Annotated in this window: 10 protein-coding genes; 1 reads left to right on the plus strand and 9 read right to left on the minus strand. The window is 62.8% G+C overall.

Annotated elements, in window-relative coordinates; all coding sequences use genetic code 11:
- Positions 1-149 precede the first annotated feature (149 nt).
- Positions 150-4,787, plus strand: coding sequence for a DUF4082 domain-containing protein (locus ACIPVK_RS16160; protein ID WP_407612998.1), 4,638 nt, complete (start codon positions 150-152; stop codon positions 4,785-4,787).
- Between the two features lie 449 nt (positions 4,788-5,236).
- Here the strand turns inward: ACIPVK_RS16160 and ACIPVK_RS16165 are convergent, their stop codons facing one another.
- From ACIPVK_RS16165 to ACIPVK_RS16205, 9 genes are all read right to left on the minus strand, one after another.
- On the minus strand, positions 5,237-6,253 hold the full coding sequence (locus ACIPVK_RS16165; RefSeq protein ID WP_407612999.1) for a hypothetical protein: 1,017 nt from the start codon (positions 6,251-6,253) through the stop codon (positions 5,237-5,239).
- A 4-nt stretch (positions 6,254-6,257) separates the two neighbouring features.
- Positions 6,258-7,007 (minus strand): hypothetical protein, encoded by a 750-nt coding sequence (locus tag ACIPVK_RS16170; protein ID WP_407613000.1) that lies wholly within the window; start codon positions 7,005-7,007, stop codon positions 6,258-6,260.
- Positions 7,008-7,187: 180 nt separating this feature from the next.
- Positions 7,188-8,417, minus strand: coding sequence for an NYN domain-containing protein (locus ACIPVK_RS16175; protein WP_407613001.1), 1,230 nt, complete (start codon positions 8,415-8,417; stop codon positions 7,188-7,190).
- Positions 8,418-8,633: 216 nt separating this feature from the next.
- The gene (locus ACIPVK_RS16180) at positions 8,634-9,566 is read right to left on the minus strand and encodes an ABC transporter permease (RefSeq protein WP_407613002.1); all 933 of its coding nucleotides are present in this window, start codon (positions 9,564-9,566) and stop codon (positions 8,634-8,636) included.
- On the minus strand, positions 9,566-10,495 hold the full coding sequence (locus tag ACIPVK_RS16185; protein WP_407613003.1) for an ABC transporter permease: 930 nt from the start codon (positions 10,493-10,495) through the stop codon (positions 9,566-9,568). The genes ACIPVK_RS16180 and ACIPVK_RS16185 overlap by 1 nt, the downstream gene beginning before the upstream one ends.
- Positions 10,492-11,625 carry an ABC transporter ATP-binding protein gene (locus ACIPVK_RS16190; RefSeq protein WP_407613004.1) on the minus strand — a complete coding sequence of 378 codons (1,134 nt, stop codon included), beginning with the start codon at positions 11,623-11,625 and terminating at the stop codon, positions 10,492-10,494. Before ACIPVK_RS16190 ends, ACIPVK_RS16185 begins: the two co-directional genes overlap by 4 nt.
- A 2-nt stretch (positions 11,626-11,627) precedes the next feature.
- Positions 11,628-12,854 carry an extracellular solute-binding protein gene (locus tag ACIPVK_RS16195; RefSeq protein WP_407613005.1) on the minus strand — a complete coding sequence of 409 codons (1,227 nt, stop codon included), beginning with the start codon at positions 12,852-12,854 and terminating at the stop codon, positions 11,628-11,630.
- Positions 12,855-12,909: 55 nt separating this feature from the next.
- The gene (locus ACIPVK_RS16200) at positions 12,910-13,947 is read right to left on the minus strand and encodes a LacI family DNA-binding transcriptional regulator (RefSeq protein WP_407613006.1); all 1,038 of its coding nucleotides are present in this window, start codon (positions 13,945-13,947) and stop codon (positions 12,910-12,912) included.
- Positions 13,948-14,389: 442 nt separating this feature from the next.
- Positions 14,390-14,746, minus strand: a complete 357-nt coding sequence (locus ACIPVK_RS16205) for a VOC family protein (protein ID WP_407613007.1) — start codon at positions 14,744-14,746, stop codon at positions 14,390-14,392.
- Positions 14,747-15,397: the final 651 nt, after the last annotated feature.

Here is a 15,397-nt window from a genome sequence, read left to right on the forward strand (position 1 = left end):
TATTCTCTCAAACACGTGGCGGCCGGACCGAATCCGAGTATGAATTACGCTTGTTAGCTTAATTGCCGAAATCCTACACTCAAGCCAGATACGTGAGACTGGGGACGTGGCGCGGCCAGGCCGCACGCGCAGAATCGTGGGGAAAAATCATGGCACTGTCGTTTGGATTTTCGGGGCCCAGCAGGCGCAGGCACGCGCACCCGAACCAGTCCAAGGACACTCCGCCTCCCCCGTCCAGGAAATCCCGGCGATTCCTGGCAGTGGCCAGTGCACTGGCGATGGTCGCGGTCACCTTGACGGCCCCCAGCTCGGTGGCGGCAGATCCCTGCGCGCCCGGGGCCAACAAGATTGTCTGCGAAAACTCCAAGCCGGGAACGGACCCGGGCGAATGGGACATCGTGGGCGCGGGCGATGCCAGCATCCAGGGATTCGCCACCGACATCAGCGTCAATGTCGGGTCCAGGGTTGATTTCAAGATCGACACCAACGCGAGCGCCTACACCATCGATATCTACCGCACCGGCTGGTACCAGGGGCTCGGTGCGCGCAAGGTTGCTTCGGTGAACCCCAGTGCGTCGCTGCCGCAGAACCAGCCGGACTGCCGCAACGACGTTGCCACCGAATTGGTGGACTGCGGGAACTGGGCGGTGTCGGCCAGCTGGAACGTCCCGGCCGACGCCGTTTCCGGCGTCTACGTGGCCAAGCTGGACCGGGCGGACCGCAATGACCAGAGCCACATAACCTTCATCGTGCGCGACGACGCCAGCCAGTCCGACGTCCTGTTCCAGACTTCGGACCCAACCTGGCACGCCTACAACACCTACGGCGGATCCGACTTCTACCAGGGCGCAGCCAACGGGCGCGCCTACAAGCTCAGCTACAACCGCCCGTTCAACACCCGAGGCGGTATCGAGGCCCGCGACTTCTACTTCGGGAACGAGTACCCGATGGTGCGCTTCCTCGAGCGCAACGGCTACGACGTGAGCTACTTCAGCGGCGTCGATTCGGACCGCCGCGGCAACCTGATGACCAACCACAAGACCGTCCTCTCGGTGGGGCACGACGAATACTGGTCGGTCAAGCAGTGGGACAATTTCGAAAAGGCACGCGACGCAGGTGTGAACCTGCAATTCCTCTCGGGCAACGAGGCCTACTGGCGCACGCGCTACGAGGCCTCGACCACCGACGGCACCAACTACCGGACGCTGGTCAGCTACAAGGAGACCTGGGCGAACGCCAAGATCGACCCGAACGCCCAATGGACCGGAACTACTCGGGATCCACGTTTCGCGCCGGCGAGCGCCGGGGCCGGGCAGCCGGAGAACGCCTTGACCGGCTCCCTGTATTTCGTTAACCACGGCGACTTGCCCGTCACCGTCAATGCCCAGGAAGGAAAGACCCGGCTGTGGCGCAACACGCCGTTGACCACCCTTTCCCCGGGCTCAAAGCGGGCCCTTGCCCCGCATACCGTTGGCTACGAATCGAACGAGTCGCCGGACAACGGTTTCAGGCCGGCAGGACAGGTGTTCCTGTCGACAACCACGGGCGCAGTTCCACAATATTTGACCGACTTCGGCAATACCGTGGAACCGGGCAGCACGACCCACCACCTGAGCCTGTACAAGGCCGCGAGCGGCGCGCTGGTGTTCTCCGCCGGCTCGATCCAGTGGACCTGGGGCCTGGACGACCAACACGACGGCGACGGGGCCGCCCCCGATCCGATCATGCAGCAGGCCCAGGTCAACCTGCTGGCCGACATGGGCGCCCAGCCGGCCACGCTGATGCCCGGGCTCGTGGCGGCCACCAAGTCCGCCGAAACGACTGCACCCAGCATCAGCATCACCACTCCCCCGCCGGCCGCGGCAAAGAACGGGAAGAAGTACACGGTCTCCGGAACCGCGGTGGACGGGGGCGGCGGCGTGGTGGCGGGCGTCGAATACTCCACCGACGCAGGGGCCCATTGGCATCCGGCCTCCGGAGCCGCCACCTGGTCCTTCAGCTACATCCAGCAGGGCATCGACGGGGAGGCATTGTGGGTGCGCGGCATCGATGACAGCGGCAACTACCCGACCACCGCCACCGTCATCCCGCTGACCGTCACCGGGCCGTTCAGCGTCTTCGGGGAGACAGTCCCCAGCGCCCCCGACTCGGGTGATCCAGCCCCCGTCGAATTGGGCCTGCGCTTCACCCCGACCACGGACGGCTTTGTCGCCGGTGTCCGCTTCTACAAGAGCACGGCCAACACCGGATCGCACACCGGATCGGTTTGGTCGTTGGGCGGCCAGCGTCTGGCCACCGTCTCCTTCTCTGGCGAAACGGCCAGCGGATGGCAGGAAGCCAGGTTCTCTTCCCCCGTTGCCGTCACCGCGGGAACCGAATACATCGTTTCCTACTCGACGACCACCGGGCATTATGCGGCCAAGAGCTACTTGTTCGCCTATGCAGGCATTGGAATCGATCCGCTCAATGTGGCCGGCGGCTTCGGGGCCAACCCGGCCGGGGTGTACGACACCAACGGGTCCATGCCCACCAGCAGCTACCAACAGGGCAACTACTACGTGGACGCCATCTTCGAATCACAGGATTCCTCGCCGTTGCGCGCCTACAACGCCAGCCCGTTGGACACCGCCAAGAGCGTTCCTCTGGGCACTCCCATTGCCGTGACGTTCTCCCGTGCCGTGCAGCCGGGATCGGTGGGCATCTCCCTGAAGACCGCCGCCGGCGCCGTCGTGGCGGGATCCACGAGCTACGACTCGACCACGCGCCGTGCGACCTTCACCCCGGACAGCTCCCTCGCGCGGGGAACCGGCTACGCGGCCACAGTGTCCGCGCAGGATGCGCTCGGCAATTCGGTGAGCAGCGGAGGCAGCTGGAGCTTCACGACTGTGCTGGCCGATTCCGTGGCCGGGGACTGCCCGTGCGGGCTCTACCAGGACTCCGCGATGCCCACGACCGGCCTGATTGACGACAACACCCCGCTGACCCTGGGCATGCGCTTCATCCCCACGGAACCAGGCAAGGTCTCGGGTGTCCAGTTCTACAAGGATGCGGGGAACATCGGCGCCCATACGGGCAAGTTGTTCTCCGTCGGCGGGGCGTTGCTGGCCAGCGTCACCTTCACCAACAACAGCGCCTCCGGCTGGCAATATGCGGCTTTCTCGACACCCGTGAACGTGAGCGCCAACACCGAGTACGTGGTCGCCTACACCACCGAGGGAACCTACTCGGTGTCGCCCAACGGGTTGCAGGACGCCAAGAGCTTTGGCCCGTTGCGGACCAACGCCAATGCCGGGGTCTTCACCTATTCCTCCGGGTTCCCGGACAATGCGACCAGCACCGATTACCTGGTCGACGTGGCGTTTGTTCCCGACGGGGCACAGGCCATCAACGTGGTCTCGCGTTCGCCCCTTTCGGGCGCAACCGACGTTCCCGTTACCGCCAAAGTCGTCACCGTCCTGAACCAGGAAGTGGCTTCCGGCTACCAGTACACGCTCACCGGTCCCGCGGGAGCCGTGGCTGGCACGGTGTCCACCTCGAGCGACCGCAAGACCCTGACGTTCACGCCGACCCAGGCGTTGGACAATGGCCGGCAATATTCCGTGGCGTTGAAGAATGTCACCAGTACGGCCGGGGCAGCACTGCCCGACCAAAACTGGTCGTTCCACACGGCCAACGCGGACGGCACGGCCTCGACCTTCCTGGGTACGCAGGTGCCGGCCAACCTGGATCCGCAAGATGGCGGTTCCGTTGAGTTGGGTGTGCGTTTGCAGACCACCAAGGACATCGATGTTTCAGCCATCCGGTTCTACAAGGGAACGCTGAACACGGGCGTCCATACCGGATCATTGTGGAGTGAGACCGGCACGCGTCTGGCCACCGCAACCTTCTCGAATGAAACGGCATCGGGATGGCAGACGGTGCAGCTGGGCAACCCAGTGCGCATCACGGCGAACCAGACGTTCATCATTTCCTACCATGCACCCAACGGCGGCTATGCCTACACCTCGGCCGATTTTGCGCAGCCGCGGACCGTCGGTGCGCTGAGCACGGTGGGCAGCAACGGGCTCTTCGTCTACGGTGCAGGAGGCACCGCGCCGAGCAACACCTGGAACGACACGAACTACTTCGTGGATCTTGTCTACAGCACGGTGGCCGTTCCGGCGCCCTCGCCGACGCCGAGCCCGACTCCAACGCTGTCTCCATCTCCATCTCCCACGGTGACGGCATCGCCAAGCCCCACACCGACGCCCACGCCCACTCCGACACCAACACCGACGCCAACACCCACTCCAACGCCAACGCCCTCCCCAAGCCCGACGCAGGTGAACCTCTTTGGCTCGATGCTTCCGTTGCAGTCGGATTCCATGGACTCACGCTCGGTTGAGGTCGGTCTGCGGTTCAGCACCACGGTTCCGATCACCGCCCACGGGGTGAGGTTCTACAAGGAAAGCACCAACACCGGAACGCACACCGGAAGCATTTGGAACAACGCGGGCCAACGGCTGGCCACCGTGACATTCACGGGGGAAAGTACACGGGGTTGGCAGAGCGCCACCTTTACCGCGCCGTTGGCGCTTCCGGCAGGAACCTACACGGTCTCCTACCTGGCACCCGTGGGCCACGTGTCTACCACGGCTCTCTTCTTCTCCAAGAAGTTCACCGACGGGACCGTCACGGCCAGCACCAGTAACGGCAGGCACCGCTACGGAACCGGTGGTGTCATGCCGGCCTCCACCACGACATTGCGCAACAACTACTTCGTGGACCTGACATATTCGCTGCCGTAGGTCTGTTGACCGAAGCCGTATCCGACCAGTGGTCGCCCTCCATCCATCTCCTCAACGCTGGATGGAGGGCGACCACGCATGTTCAACGAGCATCCCGCCACGCGGACCCGGGCAATGGGGTAGCCACCGTGGTGCCGATTTCGGAACCGCCCGCAGATGGCGAGATGCCACCGTGCCCGCCGGCGACTCCCGCGGCCGGAACCTCCACCGGCCCGTGCATGGCGGCCAAGGGGCTCGTCCACGCCGCATCCATGCGCCTATGTCCCGGACGTTGTAGCGGGGCCCTCAGGGCCACCTGAAGGGGCGGTAAGGGCACTGCACCGCGGAGTCATGCCATCACCAACAGCGACGATGGGCCCGATTTGTTTTCTTGGACCTTTTCGCTCCCGAGCGTAGGGAAAACGGCCTCACGACACCTGCCGATCCGTGGTCGTGCTCCGGCCACTTCTTCAACGCTGGACCGAGGGCGACCACGCATGTTCGATGAACAACTTGGGCAATGCCCCGGGCACCAGGTCCAGGGAAAAGATGTCCGCATCCCCTGGTGCTTCCTCCCGCGGCTGGCCGAAGATCAAGGTGTCTTGGTCCTGCCATTCGAGCTGGTCGTCAAAGCCGGAATCCAGCGGATAGAGCTGCTCGGTCCGTTTGGCAACGTCGTACACCGCGATGTCCCAATGCGCCGGCACCGAATCCGCGCGGCGCTTCTTGTAGGCGATCAGCTTTCCGTCAGGGGAGAGCGACGGGCATTCCGCATTCTCAACCACGGCACGCATGGTTTTCTCCGTCAGGGAACCATGCATCAGCCACGTCTGCTTCCCCGATGCCGCCGTCGCGTAAAAGGTCTTGGCATCCTTGGCGAAGGTCACGCCCCAGACGTTCCGGTCTTCGGCAGTGATCTTGTGGTCACCGACGAAGATGCCGAAATCCTGCAGATTCCCGTAATCCGTTCCCCCAGGTGCAGCAATCGTCGTCTGGGTCGAGAAGCCGACGAATTCATAGGACTCGCCGGTGATGAAGGCGGTGGTACCCACCATGCCCGTCGCGGAGACCCGCGTGCGGCTTGGTTCGCCGGGCAATGGGCGCTGGGCCAGCAGGTGCCCTCCGATGCTGTAGACGGTCGAGTCGTAGCTCGAGTTCATGCCGCGTTGAACACTCAGGCAGGAGAGCATCCCGCCGGTGCGGTACACCCGGTCGCAGGACAGTCGGGTGGTGGTTCGTTCACCATCGGGGGCGTCCAGGGGTACCCATGCGACCTTGCCATAATCACTACTGTCCCGCGTGTCGCGGAAGACCACCGCGTTCTCCAAGGGGATCTGCGCAATGCCTTCGGGGTTCTGCTGGGCCGCGACGGCCGGGGATTGTGTTCTTTCCCTGAATCCCATGAAAGAGTTCACCGCGAATCCCGCTGCGGTGAGAACCGCAACCAACACCATGACGGCAACTATGAACTGACGTTTGCCTTTCACCGAACTATTTTCCAACCACGTAAGTGCCAAAGGCGGCAACAGTTGTGGCCCCCGTGGGCGCCGTCCGCACCGTGGCTGTCATGGTGTCATCCCCGAAGCCCAGCGAGATGCTCTTGGCACCGTCGGCGGCCGTGCCTCGAGTGGCGACCCAGCCGCGCTTGGCTGCCTGCGATTCGTAAAATTTCAGGACCGCTTCGACGCTCAGAGAGGTGCGGTAATTGACCGCGACCTGAACATTTCGTTTCTGCGTGCTGACCGAGGAATCAATGATGTGCGCCCCTTGCGGGATCGGCATCGCCTTGGTGGGGAAACCAGACGTGAGCTCTCCCTTGGCGGTGCCTTCCCTCGGAACTGTCCCGGAGAGCACCGGAGCCTTCTTCACCGATTTGGGCAACGTAGTTGCCTTTGGTTCGGTGGTGGCTGGAACCTCCAACTTGGGTGATTCAACTTCCGTGGCCGGGGCGGAACTGCGCGGCGATCTCGGTTCCTTCGATTCCTTGGCACTGGATGCAGGTGGAGCCGAAGATGGATTCTTCGAGGTGGCCGTGGAAGCAGCGCTGGCGCTTCCCGGAGCGCTCACGCTTTCGCTGGCGGAACGTGTCGGTGCAGTGGCCTGTTCTGTGGAACTGGGACTCGGATCGCTGCCCGCCACCTTTGCGGCCGGCGCCCGCGCTGCGGCGTTGAAGGCAATCGATGCCCCCACAAACACGACGATGACGGCGAGCGCCCAAGCAAGCCATTTCTTGTTCTGCATCTGTCCCCACTAAATGCGATCGGCTGCCTTCATGCTGCCGTGGCCCCAAGCCAATTGTTCCCTGTGGCTAGATTACAACTCGGCGTTGGCGTACGCCATGCATATGCGAAACGAATCGACTGCCGGCTCCGATGAATAGCGATTCTTCGACAGCAACGAACGATTCCGTCCGATGACGATTCACGCAACAGAGGAATGCACCACGACGGCGCCGACCGCTTCGAATCGGACTCGGTATTCCGTGGTGAGCAATGCCTGATCCAAGACTTGATGGAGAAGCGGGAATCCAGCATTTAACGAAGTAAACCCAGTGATGGCAGTGCGCAGTTTGTTGCCGACGAGACTTAGATTCAGCCCCGCTGATCCGGTGGCCCTGACGTCGGGGCCGAGAGCCCCATCCGTGAATTGCTTCCGGACAGCTTCCACATAGAATTCCGGCGCGGGTATTGGCACGGTCATGGTCGGCACAGGCACCGATTGGAGCGCGGGCGTTGCGACTTCCTGAGTCGGTTTTTGAGCCGGAGCTGCATCGATGACCCCCAACGAACAATGTTCCTCCAAGAAGGAAGTCAACGTTTTGGAACCACAGGCCTTGTAGCTAAGTTGCGGCCACTCTTTACGCAGGAAGCTGCCCAAAGTGGACGCGACTACTCGATTCTTGACCCGACACTCCGGATGCTGCTTGAGGATCTTGAAAATGGCGTCATGCAATTTAGCAATTTCGGCAATCTTGGCCAGCTCGGCAAGCGACTTTTCTGAGGCTTTCTTGGGCGTGGCTTTCGGTTTTGCCTTCTTGGGTTTCTTGTTGACGGCAACTTTCGCAGGCAACTTGGTCGGCGAAGCAATTAGTGGCTCCGGCGCATGCACCGGTTGCATCTGGACCGCTGCGGCTACTTGTGACATCTGTACTTGGTGGTATTCATCGGCAACTGACTTCAGCAAGGCATTGACCACGCCGGATTCCGGATCGTTGGTGGACACGACCACAACGTACTTTTCCAGGGCATGGAGTCGCCTGACCAGGGGAACGAACCCGCCATCACCGGTGGCGATCACAAACACGTCGATCCAGGGCGAGTCCTGGACCACCGCCAAGACGTCCACGCACAATTCGATGTCGGCAGCATTCTTGACCTGCTTATCGAAGGAAAAGATCTGCACTGGTTCAACGCCGAGCCCCAGCATTTCCCGCTGGAAGCCGGCCATCACGTGGCTGCCCCAGTGCGCATAGGCGCGGATCACGGCGGCCTTGGAACCCATGCCCGATTGCCGCACGATGTTTTCAATTCCGGTGACCAGCTCGCCGAGCCGCAAAGCGGTCTTCCCAGCGGTTTTGCCTCCCACGAGGTTTTCCATGTCCAGGAAAACAGCTACATTGCGCCGCGTTGATTTGGCATCCCCCATGCCCATGATTCCAATCCCCCGTTCGTTCGCGCGATTGGTAACCTTCCCCAAGGCCCAAGACGTGCGATTCGTCGTTTCATCATCTTGGCAGAGAATCCGGGAAAATGGCACCTTCGAATATCCGGCAATGCGAAATGGCTTTTGACTTCTGGCCTGCCGGTCACGCTGAGGCGTCGTTGGTCGGGGAGGCACTTCCGCGCCTACCCGACCAACGACATCGGCTCAGTCGTCGCGGGATTCCTTCACCCGTGCCACCAGCTGGGTCGGGTTCACGAACCGCAACGCAATCACCAGGATGATCAGCATCATCGCGGTGTAGAGCACGCCCATGCTGGAAACCAGTTGCCGGGCCTCGCCGCCGCCGGAGGATGTCATGGCCCGGTAGATCGCTACGACCAGGGTGTCCGAGGTCGGACCGGAGACCAGGTAGGTCAGCTCGAACATCCCGACCGTCCTGACCAGCACCAGGATGGCCGCCGCCAGGATCCCCGGCACCAGCAGCGGGGCGAGGATCCGGGTGAAGACCCGGCGCATGCTGGCGCCGGACATGCGGGCGGCGTTCTCGATCGCCGGGTTGATCTGTTCAATGAACGGGGTCATGGTCAGGATGACGAACGGAACCGACGGAACCAGATTCACCAGGATGACCGCCAGCACCGTGCGGCCCAGGCCGAAGTTGTACATCACGGTGGCCAGCGGGATGCCGTAGGTGATCGGCGGCATCAGCACCGGCAGCAGGAACAGCACCGTGATGAGCTTCTTGAACGGGAAGTCCCGGCGCGCCAGCACGTAGGCGGCGGGCACCCCGATCAGCACCGAGAGGACGACGACGGTGAAGGACGCTCCGAGCGTCACCAGGACGATCTGGCTCAGGTTGAACCGTTCCCAGGCCCCCGTGTACCAGTCGACGGTGAAGGTCTCGGGTAGCCAGGTGTCGAACCACGGCTTGCCGAAGGAGTCGACCACGACACTGGAGATGATCCCAGCCAGGAAGATGAAGAAGGCCGCGATGCCTGCCCAGACGAACCAGGTTCCCGGGGAGGCAATGAGCGCCCTCTCCCCCGGCGGGCGGACGGGCTTGGCGTACGGCTTCCTGCGGCGCTTGCAGGCCGGCTCTGGATCCGGCGCCGTCTCGAGCATGGGTGTGATTGCCATTATCCCTTGCCTCCTGTTGAACCCTTGTAGAGGAACGAGCGCCACAGCAGCACCACGGCGATCACGATCAGCTCCACGACGCCCATCATGATGGCGATCGTCGAGGCCATGGCGTAGTCCTGCTGTTCGCCGAAGGCGCGATACGCCATCAGTGCCATGACCCTGGTTTCACCCAACGGGTCGCCGACCAGCCGGGCCGACGGGAAGACGCTGAACGCCAGGACGAAGGTGAGGATGAATGTCGTGGCCAGACCGGGTGCGAGCAGCGGAAGGATGATGCGCCTGAAGCGCTGTTTCCAGTCCGCGCCCAGGGTCTTGGCCGCGGCCTCGATCGCCGGGTCGATGCCGGAGAGGTAGGAGGAGATCAGCAGGAACGCGAACGGGAACCCGGAAATCACCAGCGAGAGCACCACGCCCAGGTAGTTGTTCACGATCGGGAATGGTTCGTTGATGATGCCCGCCTCCATCAGGAAGCGGTTGACCCAGCCCTGGCGGCCGCCGAAGATCAGCAGGCCCTGGGCCGTGAGAACCGTGCCCAGGGTGATCGGCAGGACCAGCAAGGTGGAGAGCAGCCGCTTGCCGCGGAACCGGTGCCGCAGCTTGAAGGCGATCGGCACCGAGACGGCCACGTTGAACAGCGCCACCGGCAGGGCAAGGCGCATGGTGATCCAGACCGAATCAAAAAGGAACGGGTCCTTGAAGAACGCGACGTAGTTGGCGAGGAAACCGCCTCCCCATTGTTCTTGGGTCCGCGGCAGCGGCTGGAAGGTCAGTCCGATTCCGTAGGTGAACGGGTAGACGAAGAGCACCAGGCCGAAGAGCAGCGCCGGGATCAGCATGAGGAGCTGGCTGTCGATGCCGCGCTCCGCGAGCCGGTGCCGCCGGCTGGCCGAAGCCTTGGGTCGCGGTACGGTCTTTAGTGTGCTCATCCGCGCACCTGCAGGAGTTCCTGTTCCTCTGCGGAGACGGCGGCCAGGGAGGTTCGGTAGACCAGTGCCCGGGCCGGGTCCAGCACCAAGGTGACGGTGTCCCCTGGCGCCGGTGCATGGTCCGAGTGGACGAACAGGTTCTTTCCCGTGCTCGTGGTGACCCCGACGGCGAATTCGCGGCCCTGGTACTCGACCACGGTGACCGTCGCCGAAAAGGAGTTCCGCCCGTCGGTCGGCTGGCCCTCGCGGGCGACCGTGAGGTCGTGCGGGCGGATGGCCACCCGCACTTCGTCGCCGGCCACCGCGGGCTGGACCAGCGTCGCATCCAGCGCGAGACCGTCGCCCTCGACCCGCGCGGAGGACCCGGAGGCCGAGACCACCTTCAGGTCCAGCAGGTTGCGGTAGCCCATGAAGTCGGCCACGTGCCAGTTGGCAGGATTGTCGTGCAGCTCGGCCGGCGTGCCGATCTGCTGGACGTGCCCTTCGCGCAACACCACCAGCCGGTCCGCGAGGCTCAGCGCCTCCTCCTGGTCGTGGGTGACGTAGATGGTGGTCAGGCCCAGGGACTGGTGCAGCCGGCGGATTTCGGTGCGCATCTCCAGGCGCAGCTTCGCGTCGAGGTTGGAGAGCGGCTCGTCCATGAGCACCAGCCGCGGCTCGACCACGATGGCGCGGGCGATGGCGACGCGTTGCTGCTGGCCGCCGGAGAGCTGGCCCGGCAGCTTCTTGGCGTGCTCCTCCAGCTTGACCAGGGCGATGGCTTCCTTGACGCGGCGGGTGATTTCCGCCCGCGGCCGGTTGCGCATCTGCAGTCCGAAGGCCACGTTCTTTTCCACCGAGAGATGCGGGAACAGCGCGTAGTTCTGGAAGACCATGCCGAAGTCCCGCTTTTCGGAAGGCAGGACGTCCACGCGCTTGTCGTCGATGAGGATCTGCCCGTGGGTCAGGGGAAGGAGTCCGGCGAGGCAGTTCAGCGCCGTCGACTTCCCGCAGCCCGAGGGTCCGAGCAGGGCGATGAACTCCCCTGCCCGGACCGTCAGGTTGAGGTCGACCAACGCGTCGTGGCCTCCAAAACTGCGTCCTACGTTTTTCAGTTCGAGGGACCCGAATGCGTTGGCCGAGCGTGCCATGGCTACTTGGCCTCGAACTTTCCTGCGCCGATTTTGCGATCCCAGATGTCGAACGCCATGACCATCTTCTCCGGGGACAGCGGCGTCACCTTCTCCTTCTCCTCGATCAGCGCGTCGTACCAGTCGCGGCCGAACTTGGCGATGGTGTCCTGGCTCTTCTGCGGAGCCTTGTCCAGGGTGGCGCCCTTGATTGCCGGGCCGGGGTAGAAGTAGCCCGAGTCGTAGGCCTTGGCGTTCTGCTCGGGGGTGAGCATGTTCTGGAGCATCAGCAGGATCGCGGAGAGCTTGTCAGCGGACTGGCCCTTGGGGACCACCGCGTAGTGCGCGTCGGTCACCCAGGTGAAGTCGTCGAATGCCGCGGCCTCGATCTTGTTCGGCTCCCGGTTGTCGGCCCGAGGCTCGATGTCCCAGCCGGTGGTGGTGGGGATCAGGGACCAGGTGCCGTCGGACATGTTGGTGATGACCTGTCCGGTGCCGGTCGGGTAGTTGTCGATGGTGGCGCCGAGTTCCTCAAGGTAGGCCCAGGTCTTGTCCCAGCCCTTCTCGGGATCGGTCGGGTCCGAGTCGCCCAGGATGTAGGGCAGGCCCATCAGGAACGTGCGGCCGGGACCGGAGTTTGCGGGGCGCGCGTAGCCGAACTTTCCCGGGTTCGACTTGGCCCAGGCCAAGACCTCCTCGGGAGTGCTGGGCACGTCCTTGACCACGTCCGGGTCATACTGCAGCAGCGGACCGGACGGGTAGTAGGTGACCACGGCACCGAAGCCGCCGGCCAGTTCCTGCATGGCGGCCGCCGGTTCAAGATAGTTGGCCTGGTTGGAGAGCCGATCGCTGTATTCTTTGACGAGCGGGACCCACAGGTCCTGCCCGATTCCGGCAGAGAGTCCGTCGTTGCCGGTAAGGACCAGGTCGACCTGCAGCGAGCCGCTGTCCACCTGCGGCTTGATGGTGCCGACCAAGTCCGGCGCGCCGCCGGACTCCCACGTGACGGATGAGATGACATCCGGGTTTGCCGCTGCGAAGTCCTCGACCATTTGGCCCGTGAGTTTCTGGTTTCCCGCAACGTCCAGGATGTGCAGGGAAACGGGGGCCGATGGCTTGTCGGGCACCTCGCCGCCGCTGGCGGCGGGTGCGGTGTTGGTGGACCCGGTGTTCGGTGCCGCGCATCCAGTCATTGCCAAGGCGAGCACGGCGACGGTAGACGCAAGATATTTGATCTTTCGAGCCTTCATATCGTGTTCCTTCATCCTTTTTTCTCTCCGGACGTGGATGCCCAGAAGTTGCGAGTCATCCGCCGATGGCGGATGCGGTGGTGCTGGATGGCGAAGCCTCCATGGAACCGGGCTTGGCGACGCCGGTCGATTCCCGGACGACCAGCTCAAACGGAATTTCGTGGCAGTCCGTCTTGCGCGGCGTGCCCCGCAGTGCCTCGAGCAGCGCATCGACGCTGGTCCGACCCATCTGCACGCGGGGAAAATCGACGGTCGTCAAGGTGGGCCAGACCAGCGTGGAGACTGGGACGTTGTCGAAGCCCGTGACGCTGATGTCCCCCGGCACGTTCAGGCCCCGCTGCCTCAGCCGGTCCATGAGCCCGACGGCGACTAGGTCGTTGAAGGCAACGACCGCGGTCGCGCCGCTGGCGATGGCCAGGTCCCCGGCAGCGATGCCGCCCGTGAAGACCGGCTGGAAGTTGCCGAGTTCAGCCAGCTTCAGTTCGGGGAATTTCTTCCCCGCTGCCGCGAAGGCCTGCACGCGCTGGAGGTTCGACCAGGAGGTTTGCGGGCCACCCGCGTAGGCGATCTTGCGATGCCCCAGCGCCATCAGGTGGCCCATGACAGACCTGAAACTTTCGGCATGGTCAAAGGTGATGGATGAGACCTCCTGGACGCGACGGTTGACCAGCACCAACGGCATGTCCCGTGACAGCTCTTGGATGCTGGCATCGGTGCCGCGCGCCGAGCAAACGATGACGCCGTCCACCTGTCTGGAAAGGCCCCGAATGATTTCATTTTCAACCGAGGCGTCCTCGTCGGTGTCCGCGATGAAGACGGCGTAGCCGGCGGCCCGCGCCCTCGCCTGGACGCCCTTGGCCATGGAGCCGAAGAACGGGTTCTCGAGGTCCGGAACGACCAACCCGATGGCGCCGCTGCGGCCGGAGATGAGGTTGCGGGCGTTGAGGTTGGGGGTGTATCCGAGCTTCCGCGCGGTCTCCTGCACCTTGGCACGGGTGGCAGCATTCACCATTTCCGGCGAGGATAGTGCGCGGGACACCGTGGAGATGGAAACTCCGGCAATCCGGGCAATATCGCGAACCGTTACAGCCATCCCTCACACCGCCTTGTGTCAGTTCTTGCCCCAATGGCACAGCAACTAATTGCTGTGCCATGAAACATACTGCAAGCGTTTGCAGTCCGCGTCAAGGCTTTTCAATTTCGCATCAAATAAAGACTTGGTAACGGGCCAACGGAACGCGAAATACTGGAGTTACCGGTCAGCTGCGAATGGTCCGCTGACCACTTGGCGCTCCCCTGGTCCAAGTCACGAAAATGCGTGCTTCGCACTGGGCGCCCCTGCAAGCATCCTCAGTACCCCGGCCGGCACCTTCTCTTAAGCCTCGGAACACCGAATCAATCGCGGTATGACCCGCAAGTCACGAACGGCTACAGGTGCCCCTCGGCGTCGAGACATCATTCGCACGTGTGCATTGCCTTGCGCACAAGCGAAAAGCTATTCCAACGCCGCCGGACCTGCCCTTCGGCTTAGACGATCACCAACTGACCAAGCAAAACGGATGCTTCTGCGGATCAAGGTACACCCGGTAAGTCTTGGATCCTGCTCCCATCGACGTTGCACCCATGGACAGGACCTCGGCTTCGGCCAGGTCAAGATCCTTGACCCTGACGTCAATGTGGGCCTGCTGCGGATGCAGGTGCCCGGGCCACTCCGGGGCGACGTAGGGATCCACGCGTTGGAAGGCTATGGCCGGGCGGTCGGGCGCATCGCCGATGCCCACCCAATCGTCGTCGTTTTCGACTCGGACCATACCCAACAGCTCCTCATAGAAGCTGGCCAAGGTATCGGGGTTTTCGCAGTCAATAACCAATGCTTGCCATGAGCCAACCATGTCCGCACGCCTTTCCAAGGTCTGGTGTGTATGGGTCTTCCTGCCCCATAAGTATGCGCCGTTGGTTCCTACGCGGCCAGAGTCGGTTCCGTCAACGATAAATGTTCGCGAATTCCAGGTCCGTTTTGGCGATCTGGAGTCGCGGGCCCAATCGGCCGACCGATGTATATATAACCCCGGATTCACCCCGTTCAAGCACGGTCCTCTAATTTCGAAGCGCACTTTCTCATCGTGCCGGACCGATCCCGTGCGAGCGAACTTGCCAAATCACCAGCCGGCTAGTAAAGCCTGATCCGCTTCGCACGCAAGAGAGATGACCACACGGCATTTTTCATTGTCCGAGACGCATAGAAGAATGGACAGAGAATAGATTTTGAAACACCCCTTTACAGGCTAGAAGTTCTCTCCTAGACTCCAAGCTAGATGCCAGCGGTTGGGGAACCGCGTGGGGGGCTGCCAATGGCAGTAGGCATCGGACGGGGTCAAGATACTTGGGGACCACTTCATTCCTTCATAATTTCTCATCAAGATTGATTCGCTGGGGGGCGATAAAAATCGCACCTTCTTGACGCAGAAAATGGAGAAACATCATGAACACCATGCTCGCAAACATTTACTTTGCCATGCAGACCGTCGGCAACAAGATTCGCC

Origin of the sequence: Paeniglutamicibacter sp. MACA_103 (assembly GCF_045798555.1) — a bacterium.
GTDB lineage: Bacteria > Actinomycetota > Actinomycetes > Actinomycetales > Micrococcaceae > Paeniglutamicibacter.